This is a genomic window from Opitutia bacterium KCR 482 (assembly GCA_029269845.2).
Classification (GTDB): Bacteria; Verrucomicrobiota; Verrucomicrobiia; order Opitutales; family Intestinicryptomonadaceae; genus Merdousia.
The window spans coordinates 1,404,402-1,430,870 of sequence record CP149973.1 but is presented as its reverse complement, the minus strand read 5'-3'; the positions used below and the strand labels follow the sequence as shown (position 1 = coordinate 1,430,870).

Annotated in this window: 23 protein-coding genes; 8 read left to right on the top strand and 15 right to left on the bottom strand. The window is 56.9% G+C overall.

Going from position 1 to position 26,469, the window contains the following annotated elements; genetic code table 11:
- Window positions 1-16 precede the first annotated feature (16 nt).
- Entirely contained in the window at window positions 17-721 is a 705-nt protein-coding gene (locus tag P3B99_005935; GenBank protein ID WYJ06748.1) for a Bax inhibitor-1 family protein, read from the top strand.
- Between the two features lie 459 nt (window positions 722-1,180).
- On the opposite strand, the gene P3B99_005930 is transcribed toward P3B99_005935, so the two are convergent.
- On the bottom strand, window positions 1,181-1,822 hold the full coding sequence (locus tag P3B99_005930) for an EF-hand domain-containing protein (protein ID WYJ06747.1): 642 nt from the start codon (window positions 1,820-1,822) through the stop codon (window positions 1,181-1,183).
- A gap of 150 nt (window positions 1,823-1,972) precedes the next feature.
- On the opposite strand from P3B99_005930, the gene P3B99_005925 reads away from it, so the two are divergent.
- The 4 genes from P3B99_005925 to P3B99_005910 are packed head-to-tail and all read left to right on the top strand — an operon-like array spanning window position 1,973 to window position 5,073.
- Window positions 1,973-2,329, top strand: a complete 357-nt coding sequence (locus tag P3B99_005925; protein WYJ06746.1) for a type II toxin-antitoxin system RelE/ParE family toxin — start codon at window positions 1,973-1,975, stop codon at window positions 2,327-2,329.
- Window positions 2,326-3,228 carry a phosphatidylcholine/phosphatidylserine synthase gene (locus tag P3B99_005920; GenBank protein ID WYJ06745.1) on the top strand — a complete coding sequence of 301 codons (903 nt, stop codon included), beginning with the start codon at window positions 2,326-2,328 and terminating at the stop codon, window positions 3,226-3,228. The genes P3B99_005925 and P3B99_005920 overlap by 4 nt, the downstream gene beginning before the upstream one ends.
- Window positions 3,228-4,499 (top strand): glycoside hydrolase family 43 protein, encoded by a 1,272-nt coding sequence (locus tag P3B99_005915; GenBank protein ID WYJ06744.1) that lies wholly within the window; start codon window positions 3,228-3,230, stop codon window positions 4,497-4,499. Before P3B99_005920 ends, P3B99_005915 begins: the two co-directional genes overlap by 1 nt.
- A 43-nt stretch (window positions 4,500-4,542) precedes the next feature.
- The gene (locus tag P3B99_005910) at window positions 4,543-5,073 is read left to right on the top strand and encodes a thioredoxin fold domain-containing protein (GenBank protein WYJ06743.1); all 531 of its coding nucleotides are present in this window, start codon (window positions 4,543-4,545) and stop codon (window positions 5,071-5,073) included.
- A 341-nt stretch (window positions 5,074-5,414) separates the two neighbouring features.
- Here the strand turns inward: P3B99_005910 and P3B99_005905 are convergent, their stop codons facing one another.
- The 3 genes from P3B99_005905 to P3B99_005895 are packed head-to-tail and all read right to left on the bottom strand — an operon-like array spanning window position 5,415 to window position 11,089.
- Entirely contained in the window at window positions 5,415-6,830 is a 1,416-nt protein-coding gene (locus P3B99_005905; protein ID WYJ06742.1) for a hypothetical protein, read from the bottom strand.
- Between the two features lie 21 nt (window positions 6,831-6,851).
- Window positions 6,852-8,048 carry a hypothetical protein gene (locus tag P3B99_005900; GenBank protein WYJ06741.1) on the bottom strand — a complete coding sequence of 399 codons (1,197 nt, stop codon included), beginning with the start codon at window positions 8,046-8,048 and terminating at the stop codon, window positions 6,852-6,854.
- A gap of 11 nt (window positions 8,049-8,059) precedes the next feature.
- A complete protein-coding gene (locus tag P3B99_005895; GenBank protein ID WYJ06740.1) occupies window positions 8,060-11,089 on the bottom strand; it encodes a tetratricopeptide repeat protein in 3,030 nt (1,009 codons plus the stop codon).
- Between the two features lie 221 nt (window positions 11,090-11,310).
- Between P3B99_005895 and P3B99_005890 the strand changes: the two genes are divergently transcribed.
- On the top strand, window positions 11,311-12,285 hold the full coding sequence (locus P3B99_005890; GenBank protein ID WYJ06739.1) for a CPBP family intramembrane glutamic endopeptidase: 975 nt from the start codon (window positions 11,311-11,313) through the stop codon (window positions 12,283-12,285).
- Between the two features lies 1 nt (window position 12,286).
- Window positions 12,287-14,134 (top strand): U32 family peptidase, encoded by a 1,848-nt coding sequence (locus P3B99_005885; GenBank protein ID WYJ06738.1) that lies wholly within the window; start codon window positions 12,287-12,289, stop codon window positions 14,132-14,134.
- A 201-nt stretch (window positions 14,135-14,335) separates the two neighbouring features.
- Here P3B99_005885 and P3B99_005880 read toward each other — a convergent pair whose 3' ends face one another.
- The 5 genes from P3B99_005880 to trxB are packed head-to-tail and all read right to left on the bottom strand — an operon-like array spanning window position 14,336 to window position 18,896.
- Window positions 14,336-15,454: an aldose epimerase family protein gene (locus P3B99_005880; GenBank protein ID WYJ06737.1), complete on the bottom strand. Its 1,119-nt coding sequence runs from the start codon at window positions 15,452-15,454 to the stop codon at window positions 14,336-14,338.
- A 4-nt stretch (window positions 15,455-15,458) separates the two neighbouring features.
- Window positions 15,459-16,070, bottom strand: a complete 612-nt coding sequence (gene rdgB / locus P3B99_005875) for an RdgB/HAM1 family non-canonical purine NTP pyrophosphatase (GenBank protein WYJ06736.1) — start codon at window positions 16,068-16,070, stop codon at window positions 15,459-15,461.
- Window positions 16,071-16,075: 5 nt separating this feature from the next.
- A complete protein-coding gene (locus P3B99_005870) occupies window positions 16,076-17,041 on the bottom strand; it encodes an HD domain-containing protein (protein WYJ06735.1) in 966 nt (321 codons plus the stop codon).
- Window positions 17,042-17,045: 4 nt separating this feature from the next.
- Complete coding sequence (locus P3B99_005865) at window positions 17,046-17,921, bottom strand: 50S ribosomal protein L11 methyltransferase (protein ID WYJ06734.1); 876 nt, start codon at window positions 17,919-17,921, stop codon at window positions 17,046-17,048.
- A 60-nt stretch (window positions 17,922-17,981) separates the two neighbouring features.
- Entirely contained in the window at window positions 17,982-18,896 is a 915-nt protein-coding gene (gene trxB, locus P3B99_005860; protein ID WYJ06733.1) for a thioredoxin-disulfide reductase, read from the bottom strand.
- A 105-nt stretch (window positions 18,897-19,001) separates the two neighbouring features.
- On the opposite strand from trxB, the gene P3B99_005855 reads away from it, so the two are divergent.
- Window positions 19,002-19,805, top strand: coding sequence for a TatD family hydrolase (locus P3B99_005855; protein WYJ06732.1), 804 nt, complete (start codon window positions 19,002-19,004; stop codon window positions 19,803-19,805).
- 148 nt (window positions 19,806-19,953) lie between these two features.
- Here P3B99_005855 and P3B99_005850 read toward each other — a convergent pair whose 3' ends face one another.
- From P3B99_005850 to P3B99_005825, 6 genes are all read right to left on the bottom strand, one after another.
- Window positions 19,954-22,788 (bottom strand): beta-galactosidase, encoded by a 2,835-nt coding sequence (locus tag P3B99_005850; GenBank protein ID WYJ06731.1) that lies wholly within the window; start codon window positions 22,786-22,788, stop codon window positions 19,954-19,956.
- 121 nt (window positions 22,789-22,909) lie between these two features.
- Window positions 22,910-23,044 (bottom strand): lipoprotein, encoded by a 135-nt coding sequence (locus P3B99_005845; protein WYJ06730.1) that lies wholly within the window; start codon window positions 23,042-23,044, stop codon window positions 22,910-22,912.
- Between the two features lie 12 nt (window positions 23,045-23,056).
- Window positions 23,057-23,620 carry a hypothetical protein gene (locus P3B99_005840; GenBank protein ID WYJ06729.1) on the bottom strand — a complete coding sequence of 188 codons (564 nt, stop codon included), beginning with the start codon at window positions 23,618-23,620 and terminating at the stop codon, window positions 23,057-23,059.
- 10 nt (window positions 23,621-23,630) lie between these two features.
- Window positions 23,631-24,047 carry a DUF1425 domain-containing protein gene (locus P3B99_005835; protein WYJ06728.1) on the bottom strand — a complete coding sequence of 139 codons (417 nt, stop codon included), beginning with the start codon at window positions 24,045-24,047 and terminating at the stop codon, window positions 23,631-23,633.
- Between the two features lie 35 nt (window positions 24,048-24,082).
- Window positions 24,083-25,537, bottom strand: a complete 1,455-nt coding sequence (locus P3B99_005830) for a hypothetical protein (protein WYJ06727.1) — start codon at window positions 25,535-25,537, stop codon at window positions 24,083-24,085.
- A gap of 1 nt (window position 25,538) precedes the next feature.
- Complete coding sequence (locus P3B99_005825) at window positions 25,539-26,468, bottom strand: CsgG/HfaB family protein (protein WYJ06726.1); 930 nt, start codon at window positions 26,466-26,468, stop codon at window positions 25,539-25,541.
- Between the last annotated feature and the right edge of the window lies 1 nt (window position 26,469).

The following is a 26,469-nucleotide window of genomic DNA, read 5'->3' as shown; positions in this document are numbered from 1 at the left end:
TTTCGACATACAAAACATGGAAAACAGAGACACATTCGAAACCCCGTTCGAACGGAACGCAGAGGCGTCCTACGCGCGCTCGGTGTTCATGAAAAAGACATACGTCAACTTGGCGTTCGCGCTCGTGGCGTTCGCTGCGTGCGAGGCGTTCCTGCTGCACTGGCAGCCCGCAGTAGAGCTTGCGCAGACGATGGTTTCGGGGCGCAACTGGCTTGTGGTGCTGCTTGTATTCATGGGGATTTCGTGGCTTGCGAGCAGCTGGGCGGTTCAGCCGGCGTCGGTCGGCAAGCAGTACGCGGGGCTGTACCTGTACGTTCTGGCAGAATCCGTCGTATTCCTGCCGCTGCTGATTTTGGCGGAGGCAATCGCGCCCGACACAATCGGGCAGGCGGCGATTCTCACGCTTTCGCTTTCGGGCGGCATAACGGCGTACGCGTTCATTTCGGGCAAAAACTTCTCGTTCCTCGGCTCGTTTTTGACGATGGGCTTTTTCGTGGCGCTGGGAATAATCGTGTGCGCGCTGATTTTCGGCTTCCAGCTTGGGTTGTGGTTCTCGGTCGCGATGGCGGTTTTTGCGGCAATCGCCCTGCTCTACCAGACGAGCGCGATTATCCACCAATACCACAACGACCAGTACGTAGCGGCGGCGCTGGGGCTTTTTGCGTCAATCGCGATGCTGTTCTGGTACATTTTGCAGATACTGCTCAACAACCGCAGATAGAATTTGCCGAAACGCGCTTAACGCGGCTTCGAAAATTTCGATAACAAAATACGACAACACTGAGAGGAATAAATTTTCCCGCGGCGGACTTTCCGCCGATAGTAAAGTGATAGTAGTCATATATGGAGGACGCCCCGATTTATCGGGGCGTCTTTCCGTTTTCGGAAATACCCGCGCGGAATTTTCGCGCACGCGGCGAAATGCGAAAATCGGGAAACAGAAAAAGCCCGAAAACGCCGATTCCGAAGCCGACCGCCAACGCCAAGCAACTGCTCGTCCGTCTGCAAACCCGACCGCCCGCCCCGTCCGTCCGACTGTCCAAGCGACTCGACCGCCCCGCTCCTCGTTTCCGCAACGCCCTTTGCAAAGAAAATGCCCCGCGGGTTTTGCGGGGCATTGGGAACAATCCGTTCGGCGCAGGCGCAAAGCCGCGCCGACAATACAACCTTATGAAAAATGCTAATCCCTCGGAGGCGGCGGAAGCGGGCGCGAAAGCATGCGCTTCATCATGTTCTGCACTTCGGGGTCTTTGATTAACGCCTCGCGTTCGGAGTCGTCCAAAATGCCGTCGCCGTTTTTGTCGTATTTTTTGACGAGCTTTTCGCGGCGTTCGCGGGCGTCCTTGAACATGGCGCGGCGCTCCTCGGCGTCGATTTTCCCGTCGCCGTTTTTGTCGTACTTGGCGAGGATTTCCTTCGGGGGCTGGAATTTGCGCGGCGGGCCCATTCTGCGCCGCTGTTCGTCGAACATCTTGCGCTGTTCTTCGAGGAAGCCCGCAAGCTCGGACTTGTCGAGCTTTCCGTCGCCGTCTTTGTCGAAGCGGTTCATGACGTCCTCGACGTGCTTTTGCCTAAGCGACTCCAAATCGGCGGCTTTGCCTTTCATCGCCTCCATCGCCTCTTTGCGCTCTTCGGGGCTGAGGCGTCCGTCGCCGTCTTTGTCGAATTTTTTCATCAGCCTGATTCTGGTCTCGACGTCGAGCTTTGAGAACGCGCTTCTGATTTCGTCGTCGCCGCCCTTTGCCGCGTTTTGCGCGTCGTCGGCATACGCGGCGGCCGCGAGAAGCAGGAGGGTCAGGGTTGAGCTTAAAAGTTTTCGCATTTCGTATCCTTTCGCCAGATGCAAACGCCCGACGCCGGCAAATGTTTCAAAAAACGGGGGATTTTTTTGCGCCGACCGCAAAAACCGCGCTTCAAAATTTGTTTGAAAATCGCGGGGCGGCGTTTAGCGTACGATATAGCAATTAAAATTATGTACCAAGTGACGTTCAGCAACCAAAGCATGTCGGAGCTTAACAAGCTCGACAAGCTCACCCAGTTGGAGATTATCGAATCTTTCGGGGCGTTGACCGCCGAACAGCTCGAAAGCGGGCTGCCCGAAATCGGGAAAATCCGCCGCGGCTCGAAAGTCTTTTACAGGCTCAGAACCGGAGACTACCGCATTTACTTCGAGGTAATCGAGGAAACGCAGACGCTCCACGCCCACTATATTCTCCACCAACATACTCTCGCCGACTTCGTGTTCCGATTCAAGCTCCCCTTCAAGGAGGAGACCATGTTCGAGCAGGAGGACAATTTCTGGCGTTATCTCGAATCCCTGAAAAAATGAAAAACGAACAAAAAAACGTACATCAGGAAAGCAAAATCTACATTCTTCCCAACGCGTTCACCGCAGGCAACCTGTTCTTCGGCTTTCTGTCGATTGTCCTGTGCATACAGGGCAAGTTCAATTCGGACTCCGCCCGCGAGTCGCTGACGCAAATAGCCGCGCTCATCACGCCGAGCAGCTCGGAAATCGCAAACAGCACGGGCTACTACCTGCTCGCCATTCTCTGCATTCTCGCGGCGTGCTTCTGCGACGCCCTCGACGGCCGCGTTGCGCGAATGAGCGGAAAAACATCGCTCTTCGGCAAGGAGTTCGACTCGCTCGCCGACAGCATTTCGTTCGGCGTCGCGCCCTGCCTGCTGATGTTCTTCCTCGTGCTCCAGCCCATAGAGGGCATGAAAGATTCCTACTCCAATTTTCTCAAAAATACGGGCTGGCTGATAGGATTTATCTACCTGCTCTGCGCCTCGATTAGGCTTGCGCGCTTCAACGTGCTCACAAACCCCTACATTTTGGGGCACGAAAAATACGAGCACGGCGACTATTTTTCGGGGCTTCCCGCGCCGGCGGCGGCGGGCACGGTGGCGTCAATCGCCCTTACAATGCTCAGCCTCAACTTGGAGGGCATTATCCCGATTCTGCTCATTCCGCTCATGCTTTTGATTGCGTGGTTCATGGTAAGCAACATTCCGTATCCGTCGTTCAAGCACGTCAACTGGACGGCGAGCATGCGCTTCCGCTCGTTCGTGGCGTTCGTAATCGCCGTGATGCTCATCGTAATTCTGCGCGAGTACAGTTTTGCGATTCTCTTCCTCGCGTACGTTTTCTACGCGCCACTCAAATACGCGCCGCGCGGACTCAGGATAATTTCGTATAAATTCAAAAAAATCCGGAACAAATAATGCTTAAAAATATATCGACTGCGGGGATTGCGGCCGCGCTCTTTTTGTGCGGCTGCGCGACTGAAAAATTCGGCGGGGTAAACTCCGCCGACTATGTGAAAAATTCGGGCTTCGAATCGGGGAAAGTTCTGCTCGACGAAAACGGCAGGGCGGTAAACGCGCACGGCGCGGGCTTCATTTTCGACGGCGGCAGATACTACATGTTCGGCGAGCACAAGCTCGGCGGCACGCTCGGCAACAAGGCTCTGGCGGGAGTCCACTGCTACTCGTCCGCCGACCTCTACAACTGGCGCGACGAAGGCCTTGCGCTGGAAATGTCGAAAGACCCCGAATCGCCGATTATCGTGGGGACTGTGCTTGAACGCCCGAAAGTTGTGTTCAACAAAAAGACGGGCAAGTACGTCATGTTCGCGCACCTCGAAGAGCGCAAGGGCGCGACTGCGAAATCGCCGAAGCTTGAAGACATCTTGAAGGAAAGACCGAACTACCGCGCGGCGAAAATCGCAATCGCGGTTTCCGACAAAGTCGAAGGCCCTTATAAATTCCTGCGGGCGTTGCGCCCGAATGCGGGAAAGTACCCCGTCGGCTGGGAGGGCAAGCTCAAAGCCGTCCGCACGCTGCTCGATTCAAAGCACCCGAACTGGGACGCCCCCGACAAAGCCCTTTCGCTTTCAAGCCAAATCATGGACGGGCATATTTTCCTGCGCGACTTTCCCAACGGGCAGATGTCGCGCGACATGACGGTTTTTGTCGACGACGACGCCAAGGCATACCTCATCACCGCGTCCGAAGAAAACGCAACCCTCCATATCCACGAGCTTACCGACGACTACCTCGACTTCACGGGCAAATTCACGCGCGCGCTCGTCGGCGGGCTTAACGAAGCCCCCGCCGTATTCAAGAAAGACGGCAAGTATTTCATGTTCACCTCTTACTGCACAGGCTGGGCGCCCAACCCCGGACGCCTCAGCGTGGCGGACTCCATGCTCGGCGAATGGAAGCAGGTCGGCAATCCCTGCCGCGGCGCGGGCCAGCCCGCCGACAGAACCTACCCCGAAGCAAAGGCGGACACAACTTTCCGCTCGCAAAGCACATACGTTATCCCCGTGGAGGGCAAAAAGGACGCGTTCATCTACGTCGGCGACAGGTGGCTACCGAACGACGCAATCGACGGCCGCTACATTTTCCTCCCCGTCGAATGGGAAAACGGACTGCCCGTCATAAGGTGGCATGCCTCGTGGAATTTGTCTTTCTTCGACAAGGCGCGTTAAGCGTCCGCAATTTTTGCCGATTCAAAAGCGAACAAGTTAAAACATGAAAAAAATATCTAAAAAAACATATTTCCTTTTGGCGGCAATTTCCACATTGCTGGGCGCGGCGGCGTGCCCAGCGGCAGAAAACCCCGCGGCGGCGTCAACGCCCGCGGCTACGGCGAAATCGGACGCAAAAACATTGGAGGACATCGCCGAAAAAGACTTCGAAAAGGCTCTTGCCGAAGCGAAAAAAGACGGCAAGGTTCTCATGCTCGAATTTACGGGGTCGCAGTGGTGCCCGCCCTGCAAAATGCTCCACAAATACGTGCTGAACACCGACAAGTTTTTGAAGCACGCAAAGGACAAGCTCAAAGTTGTCGTTGCCGACTTCGAAAGGAACGGCAATCCGCGCGACGCCGCCAACGCCGCGCAATACGCAAAACTTGCCGACACCTATGAGCTTACGGGCTTCCCGACGATAATTTTGATAAATCCGCAATCGGGCTATATCGAGAAAATCGTGGGATTCCAAATACAGTCGCCCGAAGAGATGATTGCAAAGACTGAAGAGGTCGCAAAGGCGAAGAAGTAGCGCGAAAAAAACATTTCCATACCTAAGCGGCGGGTCGAACAAACCCGCCGCTTTTTGCGCATGCGCGGCGGAATTAAGAATGAATTTTTGCGTTTATCATAAGCGCAAAAAGAACAACATTATTTAATTTTTGCGTTGCGATGGGAGCTATTAAATAAAAAGACACTTCCGCAGATGCTTTCAAAGGCTTTATGTAAAATCACAAAATTTCGGCTTCATCTGTGAGACTATCGTGTTTGCCCGCTTTCGCGGCGCAAATTTCAATTTCCAGTTCTTCATTCGCCCCGCGCGGGCGCAAAAAAGCCCGATACGAGAACGTATCGGGCTTTGCGTAAAATGTTTTATTCGTATTCTTTGACCGACTTCAAGCCTTTCAGGATTCGGCTTCGTCCGCCGTTATTGGCGTTTGTGAACTGGCGCACAACTTTGTTTTCGGCGGGAGTCCATTCTTCCTTTGCGCCGCGGAACACAATCATGTTCACAACCGGCGGCTTCATCTTTTTGTCGAAGTAGACTTCCTTGAAGAGCTTGTTGTAGTATCTCATAATTCCGACGCGTCCGTAGGGCTTGAACTTTGCTTCGGGGCGTTTCACCTTAACTGCGGGCGGCGACGGCTGGGGGCGAACGTAGAACTTGTTTTCGTACATCGCCTTCGACGGAGTACCCGTGTAGAGAGGAACGCCTTTCTGGGCGCGCTTTGCGTTTTCCTGTTTAATCCATTCGCGGGCTTTTTTGATGCCCTTCTGATGCGCGAGAGCATCGGCGGTTTCAAACTCCTGCTGTTTTTCGTCCGTCCAGCCCTGCTGTTTGCGCGCCTTTGCAACTTGGTCTTCGTAGTTTTCCATTGCGCGGCGGAAACGTTCGGTTTCGGCGTCCGTCCACGGCAGTTTGATTCTGTCGGGGTCAACCCAGCCCGTGGTCAGAATGTAGATTGTATCCGCGCCCTGCTCCAACGCCGCCTGATATACGCGGTAGACGTTGGAAACGTAGGGGTTGTAGTACTGCGACGCGGGCGGCTGTTTGAGGAACTCGTATTTGAGTTTGTAGTAAGGCCCGCGAACCGCACTCACGCCCGTTTTGTTGAGGGCGACGTTAATCGGGTCAACCCAGTCGCACGCGATGCGTTTGTTGAACGCGGTTGCCGCAACGAGGTTTCCCTGGAAGAACTTGATTTGCGCGCCGTTGCTGATGTCGAACGCCATGAGGTTGAAGAGCATTGTGGACGGCAGTGTGTTGACGAGCCTCTTAATGTCTTCGCGAATGACTTTGTATGTGTCCAAACCACCGCGTTCGTCGGTCATGAGGTAGGGGCCAGCGTCGACGCAGATGAGGACTTTTTCCGTCTTGCTCTTGATGCCGCCGATTTCGACGGTCGGGACTGCGAGCTTCAAGCCGCCGGTCATTGCCTTGTCGGAAATTGTCGAGATACCCGCACCCGTGGAAATCGACGCTGGGATTGTCACCTTTACTTCCGGCGCATTGACGTTCTGCGGGTTGGCAACCTGAATGCGCTTGTTCATTTTGCGCGACTTTTTCTGCTGTCTTTCGACGCGCACCCTGTGCTCTTTCTGCGCAACTTGGACTTTTTCGACGGGCGGCGGAGCGTCGAGACGCTGCTCGTCCTCGATAATCGACTGCGAAACGATGTAGCCGCTCAATCCGATAAGCAGCGATATTTGCAATACCGCGACCAGAATGAAAACTTGGTACAAAAGCCCGCGTTTTTCCTTTTTGGGTCTAAAATGATGGAGTTTCATATGGAGGGTGTTTGTTGTAAATTATTCGTCGTCTTCGTCCTCGTCGTCTTCTGAAGCCGCAGCCTTCTTGGGCTTGCGCTCGATTTTTACGATTTCCTTTTGGCCTTTTGCCGTCAACGCGTTGTCGGGGAACAACGCCTTCATTTGGGCGAAAATTTCGTTTGCGGCGAACTGTTTGCCGATTTTCTTGTACGCCATGCCCGTGTTGTAGAGCAGTTCGGGCATCCAGGAGCTTGTGAGAGAGCCGAACACGATGCCCTCGGCGTATGCGTCGAGAACCGCGTTGTAGTCGGGCTTGTCCGCCTTGGCGGCGAGCATGCCCTGCGCCATTTTAAGAAGCGAGAATTCGGGCGATTTTGCGTCAATCGAAATCTGGTTGAGGTAGATTTCCGCCGACATTTTTTTGCCCATACTCAAATCGCAATAGACCATCCAGAGGGTTGCCTCGTTTTTCTGGGGGCTGTCAACGCCGGTGAGTTTTGTGTAAAGCACGCCGCATTCCTGAACCGCCCCGCGGTTGCGAAGCTCGGAAAGTACGGAGAGCATGTCGGGAATCACCGCGGTGTAGTCTCCCGAAAACGGAATGTGTTCGAGGATTGCAAGCGCGCCCTTTTTGTCGCCCGATTTCGCCAGCGCCTCCGCGACGTTCAATGCCGACGACACAAGCGACGGCGCGACTTCGCCGAGTTTCAGCGCGTCCACAATCGAGACCGCCTCTTTCATGCGGTTTGCGTTCACGAGCGCGTTCAGGTACATTTCGAGGTATGAATTGCCCTTGAACGTTTCGTGGTTTATGGACATCAGGGGAATGAGGGGGTAGACGAAGGGGCGCATGTAGACGATTGCTTCGTCCCAATTTTCGCGCCCGATTGCGGAGCGGATTCTCAGCCAGTTGTTGTCGGGCTTTACCACAACTTTCAGCGACGACGGCTTCTTTTTGGAAACCGCGATGTCGCCGCCGCCTCCGACAAACACGATGTCGGAATCGGTCGCGCTCTTGAACGCCGCCACGCTTTCGCTTTTTGTCTTTTCGTCGAAGAGCGTGACAGACGCCGCCTTGCCCTCGTAGTCGGCAAGGTAGGAGCGGTCCTCGTTTTGGGTTGCGGCTTCGGCTGCCTCTGTTTTCTGCGCGGCGGGCGTTGCGGCTTGCTGTGCCGTCGCGGCGCACGCTAAGATTGCAAGTGCCGCGGAAAATACCGTTGTTTTGGAAATCTTCATTTTCGTCAATTCTATAATGTTTTGCGGAATTGTTTAATTTCGGCGTAGTCGGGCGACTGCTCGTTGAGCTTGTTGTCGAGGAATTCGTCGCACAGCTCTTTCGCCTTTGCAATTTCGTTGCGGTTGGCGAGCAGCTGCGCGGCGGAAAGGAGAGCCTTGCCCGTCCATTTGTAGCAGTTTGCGTAGCCCAGATAGCAGCGGTCGAAGTACATCAGCGCGGTGTCGGGCTTCTTGTCGTGCTTGGCGATTGTTCCGAGCCTGTAAAGAGCTTCGGCGTAGGCTTCGCCGCGCCACGACGGAGATTTGAGAATCTGCTCGTAGCACTTTATAGCCGCGGCGCGTTTGCCGAGCTTTGTGAGAACTTCCGCCTTGCGCAGAACGGCCTCCGCCGCGCGCGGGTCCGACGGGAACTGGTCTTCCACTTCCTCGTAGAATTTGACGGCGTCCTCCCATTTGCCCTGCCCCTTTGCCGCGAAGCGTTGTTCGAGCTGGGCGGAGGCGAAGAGCGCGTCGATGAGGTATTCGAACTCGTCGCGGTCTATCGCCTCTTTCAGAGCCTTGCGGGCGGGTTCGGCGCCGTATTTTTCGTTTACGTTGGAAATCCAGACGAGAGTGCGCACCGAAGCTTTCTTGATGTCGTCGGCGTTGAACATTTTGTCGTCCTTGACGGGCTTGCCGATTGAATCCAAGCCCATCATGAGGCGGTATACAAGAGTGTCGTTCTTGGCCGCCTTTGCGCGTTTGAGCATTTCGCCGAACACTTTTTCCGTGCCGCCCTTGGGGTACTTCGCGATTTGCGCGGTGTAGCGGTCGAGAAGTTTTTGGAGGACGGTTTTGTCGGTGTAGAGTTTTTCATCGAAAGCCTTGTCGCGCTTGAATTTTTCGTAGAGGCGTTTGTCGATTTTCGGGTTGTCCTGAAAATAGCGGTAGCGTTTTGCGGGAACGGCGACCATGTCTTGGAGGAGAGCCTTGTCGGCCATGAGTTTTTTGAGGAACTCGACGGTTGCGGCGAGCTTTGCCTCGTTCTCCTTGTACATTCTGTCGTAGTCGAGAATCATTTTGTCGACGCCGTCGTCTGTCTTAACCGCGCCGTACTTTTCGATTGCCGAGCCGTAGAGCGCGAGCGCGTCGGACGCAAGGCCGTTGATTTCCAGTGCCTTCGCCTTATTGAACGACGCCTCCGAGCAGATTCCCTTGGGGAATTTCGCAAGATAGGAGTCCATCAGCGCGATTTCCTCGTCGTATTTTTCGAGGTTGTGGAGCAGTTTTGCCGCCTGCGTGTAGGCGTTGTCGATAAAGCTTTGGTTCTTGGTGTATTTTTCCACATTCATGTAGTGCTTCATCGCAAGCTCCGCTTCGGCGTTGTTTGCGTAAATGTCGCCGAGGAAGAACTCTACTTCGCCGCGAAGCTGGCTATTTGCGTAGCGGGCGGTGAAGTCTTCGAGGGTGTCGCGGGCAATGTTGAAGTCTCCCGCGCCGAAAGCCGCAACGCCGCGGCGGTACATGCCGTCTTCGGCGTACATGCCGTTCGGGAAGTCGTCAATCATTCTCACGAGCACGCGCATGGCGTTCTTGAAGTCGCCCTTTGCGAGGTACGCTATACCCGACCAGTAGAGGCAGCCCTCTGAAATCGCGGTGTCGGGGTTGTCTTTTGCGTATTTTTCGAAAGTCTTTGTGAGTTCGTCGTACTTCTGCATGTCGAGCCAAGTCTTGCCCATGAGGAAGATGAAGTCTTGCGAGTACGGCGGTTCGTCGGGATTTTCGGCGATGAATTTCTTTGCGAGCTGGAAGAATGCGGGGTAATCCTTCTTCTTCAAATAGTACTGGGCGATTTGCAGTTCGACCGCCTTGACGTATGTGCCGTCGGGATAATTCTTTACATATTCCTCGCACAGTTTGAACATAACGTCGCTCTTGCCGATTTTGAACGCGCCGACAATCGCCGCCATGTAGAAGTCTTCAATGCTCTGGTGGTTGGGGTATGTTTTGAGCATCTGCCAGTACGACCAGAAGCTTTCGAAGTCGCGCTCGGTAAGCATATAGTTGCGGGCGTTGCGCGCCATGAGGTCGGCAGTATAGTCTTCGACGGGCGCCATTGCCGCGATGTACGCTTCGAGGGTCGCAACCTGAGCGGTAAGTTCCTGAACGGCGGGGCTGTCCGCCGACACGCGCTGGGCGCGTTCGAGCCGTTTCTGCGCCTTTTCGAGGAAGCGTTTGAGGTTGTTTACAATGGTATCGCGGCTAAGCACCATATTGTAGAATACGGAGGCTTCGCTGAATTTCTCCTTTTTCACGAGGTCGTCGCCCGCGAGCAGTAGCGCGTAGTTGAGGGCGATGTCGCTTCGCGCGGGAGCGTCTATAACAAGATACGGGAAGTATTTTTTAACGGTTTCGTAGTCTTTTTGGGCGCACGCCGCCTGAATCAGACCCGACGCGGCGAAAACCTTGTCTTCTGGCAGAACCGCCGTGTTGAGCATTCTCTCGAACCATTTTTTGCCGGCTTTCCACTGGCGTTGGTTATAGAGGCTTGTGGCGATTTTCTTTACGATTGCAAACTGCTCGTTGCGGTTGAGTTTATCGACATAGGGCTTGGAGAGCAGAATTTCGCGCGTGGAGACCGCCTTGTCGAACTGACCGAGCATTTCGTAGCAAGACGCCTTTGTTTTGATTGCCGAATCGGCATACTGCCCCGTGGGGAATTCCTTTATGACCTTGTCGAAGCCCGCGATTGCCTTGTTCATGAGGTTTTTCGAGGGCGTGCCGTTGTATTCCTGCAAATAGCCGAACGCCTCGAAGTAATACATCTGCTCAAGCTCTTTTTTCAGATTCTGGTCGTCGGAATCCTTGATGCGCTTGACGAGTTCGAGAATATAGGGGCGCGCCTCTATGTATTTCTTTTCGTCGACGAGCGCGCTCGCCTCGTTTTTCAAGTCGGTCGTACCCATTTGGGCGACCTGTTGCGCCGAAGCCGCGCGTACCGACGCAAGCAATGCGAGCACCGCGACTGCCGCGCCTTTAAGTATTTGTCTGTTAAATATCATGTGCCGTGTAATTAAAGTATGAAAACCGTTGTAGTAGCGTCGGAGTGTCCGAACACAAACCGCCGCTACTATTTGCAAATGAAAATTCAATACGCTAAACTCTCAAATTTCCAGCTTTTTTTTGCGTAATTTGCGTTCCGCGCCGACTTGGAGCAAAGTCGGGGCGCGCGGGAGGCGTTTTTTGGCTTTAAAAAAAATTTTTTTGGTCTAAATTGCGCCCCATGTTTAAACGCGAAAAAGAATTGATGCTCTTCGGGCTGGGAACAAACCGCCACTCTTTCGAAGGGCTCGGACTATTCCTTTTTATCTACCTCGGCGCGACGCTTTTTGCCGCGGTGCTGACCGCCCCCGCGTACTGGGTCGTGCAATGGGTCGATTCGATTGAATCGACCGAAACCACGCGCTGGCTTCTCGGCAAGGGCGTTGACGTTTTCTACGACAGGCTCAGGTGGGCGCCGATTGTAATCGGATTGCCGTACATGATTAAACGCTGCGGGCTGTTTTCCTTCAAAAACATCGGAATGCCGTTCACGCTCGGCGCGGCGGGCTACTTTTTCAGATTCTTCGCGCTTGGCGTGGGGCTTGCGGTCGTGATTTTCTCATTCCAATACGCATTCTGCAACGTGAAGTTTGTTGGAGCCGTCGGAAGCGAGCTTGCGAACATTCTAATTTCGGCGATTCTCGGCGGGCTGATTCTCGGCTTTCTCGAAGAGCTTGTAATGCGCTGTCTTATAATGCGCTCGATTTACACGGCGTTCGACGCGCTTTCGGCGGTCGTGCTAAGCTCGCTGTTTTTTGCGTACAAGCACTTCAAAGTCCCGAATTCAATTTGGGACTCGCTCCCCGGAGGCGTCCACAATTCGTCGTGGGACATCGGCTTTTTCGTGGCGTGGTACGACACTGTCGGAATCGGCACAAGCTTCCAGTTCGTGCACTTCGCAACGCTTTTCATGTTCGGCGCGGTGCTCTGCATGCTCTATATCAGGACTAAAATGCTCTGGGCGCCGATTGCCATGCACGCGGGCATAGTGTTTTCAATCCAGACATACCGCAAGATTTTCGAAATAGGCAAAAGCCCGAACATGGTGTATTTCGGCGGTTCGGGGCTGACGTCAGGCTACATGTCGCTCGCGCTTCTTACGCTGATTTTCGTTGCGCTTTGCATGTGGAAGCCTAAGGGCAATTCCGAAAAATAGCATGAAAAAGCCAGAACTTCTCGCGCCCGCAAAAAACGCCGAGACCGCCCGCGCGGCGATTCTGTGCGGCGCGGACGCCGTGTACATCGGCGCGGACGAATTCGGGGCAAGAAGCGCGGCGGGCAATACGGTTGACGACATCGCAAAGCTCTGCGACTTCGCCCACATCTACGGCTGCAAGGTGTACGTCGCCCTGAACACGATTCTTTCCGACGCCGAAGTTCCCCGCGCGGCAAGGCTTGCGCAAAAGCTCTACGAGGCGAACGTGGACGCGCTCATCGTTCAGGATTTGGGACTGCTGGAATACGGGCTTCCGCCGATTGCAATCCATTCAAGCACGCAGTGCCACACGACGACCCCGAAAAAGGCGAAATTTTTGGAGGCGTGCGGCTTCGACACAATCGTAGTCGCGCGGGAACTTTCGCTGCGCGAGATTTCCGAAATTTCAGCCGCCCTCAAACCATCGACGCGCTTGGAGTGCTTTGTGCACGGCGCGCTCTGCGTTTCGTACAGCGGACGCTGCAAGCTGAGCTTTGCGATAGGCGGGCGCAGCGGCAACAGGGGCGAATGCGCCCAGCCGTGCCGCATGAAATACAGGCTGCTCGACGCCCGCGGAAACGAAATCGCCCCCGCCGCGCACTACCTTTCCCTGCGCGACATGAACCGCTCGCGCTCGCTCGGCGAACTGCTCGACGCGGGCGTGGACATTTTCAAAATAGAGGGCAGACTCAAAGACGCGGGATACGTCAAAAACATAACCGCCCTCTACCGCAAACTGCTCGACGCCGAGCTTGAAAAGCGGCGCGTCGAAAAGCCGTCCTACGGGTACGTCGAAACGGTTTTCGAGCCGTCGGCGGAAAAGTCGTTCAACCGCGGGTTCTGCGAATACCACCTGCACGGAACGCAGGGAGGCTGCGCGTCTTTCGCGACGCCGAAGGCGCGGGGCGAACTTCTCGGCGCGGCGGAAAGAGTTTTCCGCGGCGGATTCACACTGCGCGGCGCGGACAAAACACTCGCAAACGGCGACGGGCTCGCCTTCGAATGGGACGGCGGAGCGTCGGGGGCGAGCGTCTCGAAAATCGACGGCGACAGGGTGTTCGTCGGAACGCCGAACGGGCGCGCGGAAATTCCCGCGGGAGCCAAAATTTACAGAAACAAAAACACCGCATTCGAAAGCGGGCTTTCGCGCGAGGCGGTCAGAAAAATGCCCGTCGAAATTTCGGCGGAGGAGCGCGGCGGGCAAATAGCGTTTTCGATAAAAACCCTCGACGACCGCAACGCCCGCGCCGAAATGATTCTGCCGGAATTCGAGCGCGCGAAGAACCCCGACGCCGCCCGCGCCTCCCTTGCCCAGAACCTTTCAAAGCTCGGCAACACCCCGTTTTCCACCGACGACGTGCGAATTTCTTGCGCGCCGTTTTTGCGGGCGGCGGAAATCAACGCAATCAGGCGCGGGCTTGTGGCCGCGCTCGAAGCAAATATACTCGACGCCTACAACGCCAAGCTCCGCAACCGCAAGCCGCGCCCGCCGCAGTTCTACAAGGCGTTTTCAAAACCGCTCGACTCCGACGAAAACATCGCAAACGGCTACGCCGCAAAATTCCACGAAAGGTTCGGCGCAAGCGTCTCCGAATTCGCCTGCGAAATCGAACGCCCCGACATGCGCGGCAAGCGCGTGATGACCACAAAACACTGCATTTTGCGGGAGCTTGGAATGTGCAAAAAAACGTCGGGCAAAAAGCTCGAAGAACCGCTTTTTCTCGTCAACGATTCCGCCGAGCTACGCCTGCGCTTCGACTGCAACCGCTGCGGCATGGAAATATTTTGGAGCGCCCCCCGCCGCCCATAGCTCGGAAATTTGCGCCACCAAGACACAAGGCGACTGCCTGCGGAACTTTGCGCGATTTGCGTTTCCGCGGCAGTAATTGCGCCCCCCAATAAGTCCGCGTTGAAACGGCAATGCAGCCCGAAGCGAAATGTCGGCGGGCGAAGGCGCAAAAAAACAGCTCCCGATTTTTCGGGAGCTGTTTTTGTTTTCGGGTTTCCGATTCTATTTTGTGGAGAATTTGAAGACCGTCTTGCTCTTGTACTGCTCGTTCGGGCGGAGCGTCGTGGACGGGAAGTCCTTCTGGTTGGGCGAGTCGGGGTAGTGCTGCGTTTCGAGAGCGAGCGCGCCGTTTTTAACGTACTTCTTGCCCCCCTTGCCCGCTACGCCGTCCAAGCCGTTGCCGCTGTAAAACTGCACGGCGGGCTCAGTGGTTTCGATAACCATGAGGCGGCCGCTGGCGGGGTCGTAAAGCGAGGCGGCGGCGACGGGTTCGGCGGTCTGCCCCTTGCGGAACACGAAGTTGTGGTCGTAGCCCCTGCCCGTCTTGATTTGCTCGTCGGAAGAATTTATGCGCGCGCCGACTTTTTCGGGTTTGCGGAAGTCGAACGGCGTGCCGTCAACCTTGCGGAGTTCGCCCGTGGGAATGAGTTTCCGGTCCACAACCGTGTATTTGTCGGCGTCGAGCGCAAGCTCCTGATTGAGGATTGTGCCCTCGCCCGCGCCCGCGAGATTGAAGTAGGAGTGGTTTGTGAGGTTGCAAACGGTGGGCTTGTCGGTCGTGGCGGAGTATTCCACGGTGAGCGCGTCGTTGTTGTCGAGCGTGTAGACCACTACCGCTTTGAGGTTTCCGGGGAAGCCCTGGTCGCCGTCGGGCGAAACGAGGGTGAGCTTCAAAACGGACGCGTCGGGAGTTGTGCGCGTTTCCGCCTTCCAGATTTTCTTGTCGAAACCGACCGCGCCGCCGTGTAGGCAGGTAATGCCCTTTTCGTTTTTCGAGACATTGTACTCTTTGCCGTCGAGGCTGAATTTGCCGTCGGCGATTCTGTTGCCGTAGCGTCCCACGACCGCGCCGAAATACGGGCTTTTGGTTTCGTAGTCCGAAACGTTGTCGAAGCCCAGAACGATATCGCCGAATTTACCGTTGCGGTCGGCGACGCGCAGTTCGCGGATAATCGCGCCGTAGTCGAGAATCTTTGCGGTTGTGCCGCGCGAATTTTTAAGGACGTACTCCTTTACGGTCTGGCCGTCCTTTGTTTTGCCGAAGTCGGAGACTTCCACGCTCTGCGAGCAGCCCGCGCACAACGCCGCGAGCCCCAACAATGCCGATAGGTATTTTTTCATATTTTTACTTTGTTTTGGTTTTCAAAAATTCCGCGAGTTTCGCGAACGCCGCGCCCCTGTGGCTTATTGCGTTTTTCTCTTCGGGCGAAAGTTCCGCCGTGGTTTTGCCGCATTCGGGCAGGCAGAAAAGCGGGTCGTAGCCGAAGCCGTTGACGCCCGCCGCGCCCCTGTTTATGACGCCCTCGATTTTCCCGCAAAACGCCGCGCGTTCGCCGTCGGGGCAAATAAGCGCGATTGCGCAGACGAAGCGCGCGCTCCGTTTTCCGTCGGGAACGTCGGCAAGCTCGCGCAAAAGTTTTTCGTTGTTGGCGGAGTCCGCGCCCGCGCCCGAAACGCCCGCGTACCGCGCCGAGCGTATCCCCGGCGCGCCGCCGAGCGCGTCAACGACAATTCCGCTGTCGTCCGCCATGACGTACGCGTCGGGCGGGGTTTTGCGCTTCAACGCCTCCGCCTTGATGAACGCGTTTTCCTCGAAAGTGCCGCCGTCCTCGACGGGGCTTTCGAAGCCGATTACGTCGGCGGCGGAGCGCACGACGCATTTCAGCCCCGCGGCGGCGAACATTTCGCCGAACTCGGAGACTTTGTGTTTGTTCGATGTTGCTATGTAAATTTCCATAAAAATCAATACTGCGGTTTTTCGGCGAGAACCTTTGCCCGCAACGCGCCGACTTCGACGAATTCTGCGTCTCCCGCCGAAGCGAGCGCGGCTTCAATCGCGCCCATTTTCGCGTCGAAGTTGTCCACGTTCGAAACGAACACGGCTTCGGGTGTCGCCGCCCGCGCCGCCGCGCCCCATTCGGGCTCGCCCTGATGGCTCAAAATTATGTGTTCGAGGCGTTCGAGAATGCTGCGTTTAAGCCCGTTTTTCAGCCCCGCGCCGCGCACTATTCTGTATCCCAAGACGACATGCCCCTGCAAAATGCCGATTTTCGTGCGTTCGGGGACAAGCCCCTGAGAGTACTCGCGCACTTTGCCGATGTCGTGGAGAATGCAGCCCGCGAGAGCCAAGTCGGCGTCCACAAAGGGGTAGAGCGGCAGCAATGCGGACGCCATTCGCGCGGTTTTCAGCGTGTGTTCAAGCAGCCCGAAAACGTAGGCGTGGTGCATTTTTACCGCCGCGGTGCTTTTGAAAAACGCCTCTCCCACGGAATCTATCGCGGACTGGACGGTGTTGCGCAGGGGCTCGTCGTTTATGCGCTCGATGAAAGATTCAAGCTCGGTGCGCATCTCGTCGGGGTCGTAGGGCGAGACGGGCGCGAGGGCTTCGACCATGGCGTCAAGCTCCTCGCCCTCGATTCTGCGGACGGAGTCAATCTTCGGGCTGAAACGCCCCTGATAGAAGTCGGTCGTGCCGCAGACTTCGAACGCCGCGCCCACGGGGGCGTCGCGCAGGGCGTCGAACGCGGGCGAGCCGTCGAAGCACATCGACGAGAACGAGCCGCCGTTGTCGCCGAATTCGAGCATGAGAAATTCGCTGCCGTTCTTTGCAATCTTCACCTGCGCCGACCGCAGAAGCCCAACCACGCGGAAGCTTCTGCGCCCGTCGTCCTCGCGCGAGTTTTTGAGTGCTGCGATAGTCTCCGCCACGGAACTAATCCCTCATTTTTATCACAAGGCGCGACCATTCGCCCATCGTCATCGGCTCGGCGGACTCTATCATACCGCCGCCGCGCGACAGAAAGTAGTCGCGCACCCTTTCGTTTTCGACGGCGAGAATGCCGCTTAGCACAAGCAGTCCGCCGCGCTTTACCGCGCCCAGAAGGACATCGGCATAAATGCACAAAACGTCGGAAATGATGTTCGCCAATACGACGTCCGCCTGTTTGCCCGCAAGGGCGCGCTCAATCCCCGCGTGCTCGAACGAGACGTTTTCAAGCGGAATGCCGTTGGCGCGGGCGTTTTCGACGCTCACGCGCACCGCCTCTTCGTCGCGGTCGAAGCCGTAGATTTTGCCGAAGCCGTAGAGCTTGGCGGTCAGGGCGAGAATGCCCGACCCGCAGCCCGCGTCCACTATGAATTTATCGGACACATCGTGCGCGCCGGCGTAGTCGAGCATAGCCATTGCGCAGAGGCGCGTGGTGGGGTGGTCGCCCGTGCCGAATGCAAGCCCCGCGTCGAAGTATAGAACCTTGTCGGAGGCGGGGGCGGAGTAGCCGCCGCGCATCCATTCGGGAACCCAGTGGAGGTCGCGGTACGTCCACGGTTTGAGGAATTTTTTGTATTCGTTCTGCCAGTCGCGGTCGTCGATTTTCTCTATCGAAAACGTTTCGGGGACTGTCGGGAAGCGACCGCGGACTTCCGCGTAGGCCTGTTTTGCGTCGCCGTCCGAATCGAAATACCCGAAGAGTTCGGGCGCGGTGCGGTCGTTGATTTTTTCTATGCCCCAGCTCGATCGCGTTAGTTCGCAGAACGCGTCTTCAAGCGGCTGGACGAGCGCGTCTGAAATTGTTGCCGTAAGTTTTACCATTGTAGTGTGCGTATTGTTGCGGACGCGGATTTTCCCCGCGCGTCCGTCGGGAGGAACGCGCTACGAGCTTGCGAGAATCGCCGCCATGCAGCCCATGGCGGTTGCGGTTATCGCCTGCCCGAAAACGCGGTCGGTGCAGTCGCCCGCCGCGTAGACGTCGGCGACGCTCGTCTGCACAAGCGTTTTTCCGTATGGTATAATGTAGCCGTCTTTGTCGGTGTCAACGGCATTTACAAAAGCTTTTGTGTCGGGGACGTATCCTATTGCGATGAACACGCCCGCGCACGGGATTTCCGAAACGGAGCCGTCCGCCGTGTTTTTTACGGAAATTCCGCGGCACTTGCCGTTTTCGTTCTTCAAAACCTCTTCGAGCACGGAGTTCCAGACGACCGAAATTTTGGGGTTAGCCGCCACGCGCTCCGACATCACGCGCGACGCCCTGAAAGAGTCGCGCCTGTGGACAATTTTCACCGACGAACAAAAGCGCGACAAGAACAGCGCCTCCTCGCAGGCGGTGTCGCCGCCGCCGATTACCGCAACGTCTTTACCCTTGTAGAACGCGCCGTCGCAGGTGGCGCAAACGGAGACGCCGCCCGTGCCGAGAAGCTCGGCCTCGCCCTTTGCGCCCGTCATGCGCGGCGACGCGCCCGTGGCGATTATCACTTTCTTTGCCTCGAAAACTTTGCCGTCGACGCCGTAGAGTTTTTTTACATCGCCCGAAAAATCGACTTTCACGACGGTCGCGTTTTCCGTCCTTGCGCCGAATTTCTGCGCCTGTTCGCGCATTTTCCAGACGAGGTCGAAGCCGCCCACGCCCTCAGGGAAAGCGGGGTAGTTTTCGACTTCGCTTGTCGTCGTAAGGAGTCCTCCCGGCCGCGAGCCTTCGAGCACGAGGGGCTTTGCGCCCGCGCGCGCGGCGTATATCGCCGCCCCCATTCCAGCGCAGCCACTTCCGATTATTATTATTTCTTCCATATTTGCCTTTATCTAAAAAAACTTCCCGATTTTCCGCAAGCATATTGTCCGCGTCCGAATTTCCTTGTTGAACCGGCAGGTGAAATATCGTAAAAAACGCGCAAAATGAAACTCACGGACACACACGCCCACTTGGACGGATTCATAAAAAACGGCGCGCTCGCCGAAACGCTCGAACGCGCGAAACGCGCGGGCGTGGAGCGGGTTATCACATGCTCCACAAATCCCGCCGACTGGATTTCATACCGCGATGCCGCCGAAAAGCACCCCGAAATATTCTGGCAGGCGGGAATCCACCCCGAAGATATTTCCGACGACTCCGACACCGCGCTCGACGCCCTGCCCTCGCTTTTCGTCGGCGGCGGCAGACTGCCCGTAGCCGTCGGGGAAATAGGTCTCGACTTCCATTTTCTGCCCGACGACCCCGAAGAATCGGAGCGCAAAAAACTTCGCCAGCGCGAAATCTTCGCCCGCCAACTGCGCATTGCCGCCGACCTCGGACTGCGCGTGTGCGTCCACGCCCGCGGCGCAATCGACGAGTGCATTGCCGAAATCGAGCGCGCGCGGCTCGACTTCTCAAACGCGGTTTTCCACTGTTTTGCGGGTTCGCCCGAAAAGCTCGCCGAGCTTAACGAGCGCGGCGCAAGGGCGTCGTTCACGGGGATAATCACATACAGAAACGCGGGCGAAATGCGGGCGGCGATGCTCGCGCAGGGGCTTGGCAAACTCATGTTGGAGACCGACTGCCCCTACCTTGCGCCCGTGCCGCGCAGGGGCAAGACCTGCGAACCCGCAATGCTTGCCGACACCGCGCGGGCGGCGGCGGAAATCTTCGGCGTTTCGCCCGAATACATTGCGGCAAAGACGGAGGAAAACGCGGAGGAATTTTTTAATCTTTCGCAAAAATAATCTAACCCTGCGCGCGGCTTGTGGAAATCAAAAGGCGGCAAAATCCGACGCCCCGCGCAAGAAAGTCCGCCCCCGAACGCCCCAAACAAATCCGCCCCGCCCGCGGGACTTCGCGGCGGGGCGGGAATTTCGTTTTGCGCAGGTCAAACTATTCCGCGACGAGTTCGTAGAACACGGCGGGTTCGGAAAGTTTCGACGTGTCGATGTAGATAATCATTTCGCCGCCGTCGTATTTCAGCGGAATTTCCGCTATGCGCTCGCCGTTGAGTTTGAGCGCGTGGAGGGCGAATTTTTTGCCGTCGGAACGCGGGTTCAGGCGCAGTTTTGCGGAAAGTTTGCCGACGCGCAAAAGTATCGGCTGGGTGCCCCTGAATTTCAACGCCTCGCGCGACTGCGAAACCTTGAAGCCGCTCGCGACGGTGTCGGTTGCGTAGACGAGCACTATTCGCGACGATTCGGCAAGCGGCGCGCCGTCCATCGAAGCGGCGGCGACCGACGCCGCGACGTCGGAGGAAACCACCGTCAGCGCGCCGAGCTTTTCGTTCTTTGTTTCGGGCTTGAACACGACAGCCTCGCTCTTCGGAGTGATTACCTTTGCGAGACGCCTCTTGAAGTCGAGGACAATCTCGCCGGTGTCGCTTTGGAAGACGCCGTTGGCGGGGTCGGAGATGTTGTCTTTGGAGAGGATTCCGCGCGACTTCAATTCAGCCGCAAATGCGGGCAGGTCGAAGCCCGAGCTGTCGCCCGAACCGAGGCTTCCGAAGTCGGAAAGCATGTTTGCCGCGGAGAAGCCCGACGGGCTGAGCGTGAAGTCGGCGGGTTTTACGCGCACGTCTTTCAAGTCGGAAATCTTGCGGGCGGAGGGGAAGTCTATCGCAAAGCCCGTAAGGAACGCAATTTTGGACTGTTCCGCGTTTATGCCCATGCACATCATCGGGCTTGTTTCGACGAATTTTTTGTCGAACACAACGTCAACGCGGTGCGGCGATTTTTTCACATCGCCGCGGTAGAAGAAGCAGTAGGTCAGGAATTCGTTTGCGCGGAGAATCGGGTTTTTGGCGACTTCCGCGTGCCCGAAGACGCCTTCGCCCTTTTTCTCAATCGCGACGTCGTGGATTGTGAGGTTCGAAAAGCCTTGAAGCGCGGACAGCGCGGGAAACGCGACGCCCCCCTCGTGCTTGTAGGGATTCCAGTGGCAGTGCTGCCATTCGGAGAGAACCATGGGGCGGTCGGGCATGCGCTTCGCCGCCGCGCCGCGGAAGTAGCCCAACGCAACGGACTCGTCGAGCGAGCTTCCCTGCGGAGTGCGGGAATCGGGAGCCATGAAGTTCGTGCCGTGCGCAAAATAGACGTTCTGCGCCATGTACGAGCCCGACTCCGCGCTCGCGAACTCGATGTCGAGCCTGCGCCCGCAGTTGAACTGGTGGAGCGGAACGTTGAAGCCCTCCTCCTCGCGGACGACCTTTTCGCAGAACGAAACGTAGTCGCGAATGCAGTCGCGAATGAAGAGGCTTCTGTCGGTGCTGCCCTTGTATTTGGAGTCCCCGAAAACGTCGATTTCGGAGAAGTCGGCGAATTTGACGGGAAGTTTTTCCGCGCTCCACGCCTCTTTGAGCTTGTCGATTGTGCCGTACTTGTTTTTCAGCCACGCCTGAATTTTCTTGTTGCCGAACGCGACGGATTCGGGGCGGAGGCTGGTGTATCTGAAAAAGCCCAGCTCCATTTCGTTGAAGTATTCGGTGGTGGCGATTGCGGGGTCGTCCTTCCACTTTTTGCCCGTGTAGGGGTTGACGTGGTTGAGCTGCATTTTCACGAGATTGCGCCACGCATCGCGCAGGGTTTCGTCGCCGAGAACCGTTCTGAATTTGACGTCGTAGCGGTCGGCCCATTTGAAGGTCGGCAAGCCCAAGTCGTGGCTCGAAAGGTTCAGGTGGGTATAGACGCCCTCGCGCCCCATCGCGTAGAGGAAATAGTCGTACATGTCGAGCACTTCGGGCTTCATGACGTAGGGCGCGGTGAACTCGCGCTCGCCGCCCATCGAAATGCGCCAGCGAACCAAATTGTAGCCCTGTTTGAATGCGGCTCTCGCGAGCACGTCGATGTCCTCCTTTGTCTTTATGCGCTTGAAGAACCAGTCGCCGGGTCGCCAGTTTGTGCCCTTGAATTTTACGGGGACGTTCGGCGCGCCCTCGAACTCAAAGCCGCCGTCTTTCGAAATTCTAAGCCGCCCGAATTTGCCCGCGGGGACGTGCCCCATGCCCGCAGAAACATCGAGAGCCGAGCCGCTCTTGACCTCCAAGTCGGAAACGTCGATAGGCTTCCACTCGTCGGCGGCGAATTCGAAAAACTTTGTCGTGGGAACGTCCTTGCGCGTGAGCGTAGCGCCGAAAATGTTCCACGACGAATACCGAGCCGCCTTGAATGTAATCTTTACAATCGCCTTTTGGTCCACCATGAAGCGGCTGAGGTGCGCCGAACCCGTACCGCGCGTTGCGTTGGCCTTGCGCACGGCAAGCCCGTTTTCGCCCGTTTTGTTTTCGAAGGCGGAAATCGCCTCTTCGTCTTTCTTTACCCAGAAAGTAGCCGAATAACCGTCGCGATACTGCACGGTTATGCTGCCAATATTCCTGTTTTTGTTTTTCGCGCGGATATTCTTGCCCGACGAGTGCAAAACGTAGAGGAAGCGCGTGCGGATATTGGGAATGTCCACGGAAAATTCCCGCGTTTTCGGGTCGCGGAGCGACGAGAGCGAGACCACCGAATTTCCGTCGGCGTCGGGTTCGGGGATTGTAAAGTCGATGCCGCCGAATTTGCCCGTCTTCATTCTTTCGGGCGCGGCGTATTCACCGTCGTCTATGTCCGACGCAAGCGGAATGTTGGCGAATTTGGAGATGTCGAGTCGGTACTCGGAGGAACGGGGCGCGGCGAACGCCGTCGCAAACGCAAATACTGCAAGCAAAGCAGCGAAAAGTGTTTTTTTCATATTGTATTTTGTTGTTGTTTGTTGCTTTTGTAGGTATTTTAGCATGCCGCGCGTTCCGCAGGCAAGCTTTTTTTGCGCAAAAAAACTGCGCGGGGACGCGAGCCGCGCAGTTTTCAATATGCTATCTTACATACACTTCTTCGGAAACGTCGGGTGTGAATGTGTCGCGCAGAAAATTTCCGTTGAAGCCGCAGCTCTGGCAGCCCGAAAGCGCGAGAGCCGCCAGCGCAATCAAAAGTACGGCAAGCCTTTTCACGTCGCCTCCCGCCTACCAGCCCAAGCCGGATTTTTCCTGCTGCTTTGCAATCTGCTTCTGCCCCTGCCAGACCGCCTTGCCGAGGTAGTTGACTTCAAGGAAGAAAACATAGGTGACTTCGCGAAGCTCGCGGTTGCTTTCCCTGTCCTCTATGATTTTGCCCGTCATTGTGAGCTTGGGAAGGGCGAGCATTTTGCCCTGACGCTTCGCCTCGTAGCGGGCAAGCTCTTCGGTTTCGGCGTCGTCGGAGACGGTTGCGACTTTGCCCGTCTTTGAGAGCGCAATGGAAATCTGCCGCGTGAGCAGGTCGGTATCGACCGCGGTGCTTGTGCGGTTTACGATTCTGCCGACTTTCATTTTCACGGGCTGGGCAAGCCCCGTAGAGTCTATCGCGCCCGACGAGAGAAGCTCGTTGACAAGCGACGACGCGGCGGCGTTCCAGTCCGCCATGTTGATTTTGTTTGTAGAGACAATCGAGCGCGCGCCGCCCGATTCCACATATGTAGCGTTTTTGCTTGCGCAGCCCGCGAGCATGAGCGCGGAGAGAACGAATGCCAAAATGTACGTTTTTTTCATGGTTTTTATTTTAGTAGTTTCTTACGTCGGAAAGAAGTTTCAGGGAGAAATCCTTTGCTTTCGGAGAGACCGCGACGTCGGAGACGAAGCGGCTTTCTCCGCCTTCGAGCGCGAGGGTGAGCCACGGCGACGACGGCGAGGAAATCTCCATGCCGTTTTCGTCGAACCACGAGAACTTGTAGTTTACGGTGCGGTAGCCCGAAGTCTTGTTTGCGATTTTCACCTGAACTTTCGGAAGCCCGCCCGCCGCGACGCCCTCGTTGACGGCTACGACACACGCGTATCCGTCGAGAGTGGAGTCCGTAATAATGCGCTTGTCCTTCACGACCTGCGCGCGCGACTGCGGCTCGGCGCGTTCGACCGAATTGACCGAGGAACAGCCCGCGAGAACCGCGCATGCAATCATCAATGCCGTTATTTTTTTCATATTCCGATTATGGTATTGTTTTTTGCGTCCGACAATCACTTTTTTGCGCGGGCGGCGGCGGATTGCCGGACGTGTTTTTCCGCCGCGCCGTCTTTGAAGTCGAAAATTCTGACGCTTGCGGGCGTTGCCGCGCCCGTGCGTTTTACCCAAATTATGTTTGCGCCCGATGTCGGCACCCGAAGGACGCGCCCGTCCACATTTACGACGCCGGCGGCGGGCGTCGGGAAACGCGCAAGTTTTATCCGCTTGGGGAGCGTCGTCCAAGCGCGAAGGTCGGCGTCGTTTGTCATGTACTGGTAGACGCTGCCCGCGATGTTGACCGCAAGCCCCGCCCAGCCGTCGCCCGCCGACCGCGCGGCGGCGTACTGCGCGGCGGCTTTCGCCGCCGACGAGAGAATCGTCCGCGCAAGCACGAGCGGAAGAGCGTCCATGAACTCGCGGCGAACAATGGCGTCAACGTCGGCGAGGGTTTCAAAGCGGACGGCTTGCCCGTTTGCGGTCGCGCGGAGGTCGGGCGAAAAGGAGTTGTTGTTGCGCAGAATCGGGAAGTTTACGCCGACATGCGGGACGTTGTGCGCCACAAGATAGAGCGGCAGGTTTATTTTGAACTGGTCGCGGGCGGGGGCGCAGCCCGTTTCGTAGACGATGTATGTGGTTGCGGGCGGCGTCGCGGTTTTGCCGTCGGCGAAGTCCTCCGCGGCGTTGAAGTCTTCGGCGAGAATTTCGGACTTTCCGCCCGACGCCTTCCAGCCGAACCTGAACATGTCGGCGGCGCGTTCCCTGTCGGAGGAGTCCTCCGCCCTGTTCATGAAAAACACGCCCGCTAACCAGTAGGCGAACGGAACGGAATACGCCGACGCCGTAGCCTTTGCGGAGAAATCCGCGCCGTAAATTTCGCGCAGTTTCAGATAGACATCGGGGTTCGAAAGCGTCCGCGAGGCGTCGTAGGAAGCGTTGTTTTTGCCCGCGGCGGAAATCGCCGCCGCCTCTTTCGACATGCGCTCGCCGCTCCTGCGCTGCGAGTTGCGCTGTACGTTGTCGAGCCTGATTAGCTCGACCGCCGCCCTGTCGAATTCCTTTAACTCGATGTAGTTTGCGGCGGAATACACGCCCGCGAAAATTTTGTCGTAGTTGTAGCCCTTGTAGGGAAGATAGCTCTGATTGGCGAGGAACGCGGCGGTTTCGCGCGTTATGCTAATCTGCGGCTGGTCGTCGTACGAGTCGGCAATGCGCTCGGCTTCGGAAAACAGCTCCGCGCTTTTTTTGAGGTCGCCGCTTGCGCGCGCCGCCGCGCCCTCCTCCAAACGCCACACGAGAATGTCGGTGTCGGACTTGTCCTCCGCCGCCGACGCGAACTCCGACTGCGCGCGCGCAAAATTCCCCGCCTCCCAGCTTGCGCGGGCGGATTTTGTTTCGCTCATGTGCGTTGCGCAGCCGCAAAGCGCGACTGCCAGCACAAGCAAGGCGAACGCGGTCGGGAAATGCGCCATGCTAAATTTCTTCGGTCGCGGGCACTGCGGGCTTTGCCTTGCGCGGAGCTTTTTTGGAGACGCGAGCAAGCTGCCCCTTTTCCACGCCGTTGTCCTCCGAAAGCCTGCCCTTGGAGAACTTCGGCGAAACTTCCACGACCGTCATTTTGCCGACGAGCACCTCTTCGCTGCCGAGCTTTTCGCCCGTGTCGGGGTCTACCATTTCCTCGCCGAGCGCGTAGACGTTGTACTCGTCGCCGACTTCAACGTCCGTTCCCGCGCCCCTGTTGAACGTGGCGAGCGACCCCGTTTTGCCGACGATTTTCGCGGGGAACAGAACGTCGAGCACGCCGAGGGCGATTTTTTCGCACACGGCGCGGGAAAAGCCGCCCGCGAGGGCGTCGGTCATGCGCCCGCCCGAATGCTGCGAGAGCGAGTCGCGCTCGGCGACGCAGTCGGCGGTTTCGGAAATGTTGGCGGTTTCGAGCACGGAGCCGCTTTCGGAATCGACGATTTTCGCGACGACCCCAACCCTTATTTTGCGGTTTTCGACGTCGCGCTTGACCGTCTGGAAGACGTCGCGTTCTGAATAGTCCTGAAAATCGTCAATTTCGACCGCGACGACGTATTTTGCGCCCTTCATGTTGCCCGTTTTTGGGGCGTCCTTTTGGTTGGCGTTGCCCGAGGCGGAGAAGTCCTGCTCTTTGAGGACGGCGTCCAAATCGCCGCGCGTAAGCACGTCGAACTTGCGCGTGCGCTGGAACGCCGACGTGAGGTTCGAATCGACGGAGTCCACGATTCTTTGCAGCGTGGGAAGCGTTCCCGCCGACTTCGCCGCCGCCTCCACCGCCGCCGTCGGCTTTACCTTTACCACCGCCAGCGACTCCTTTTTCTGTCCGAATGCGAATGCGGCAAACGCCGACAAAATCAGAAACAATGCTATTTTTTTCATG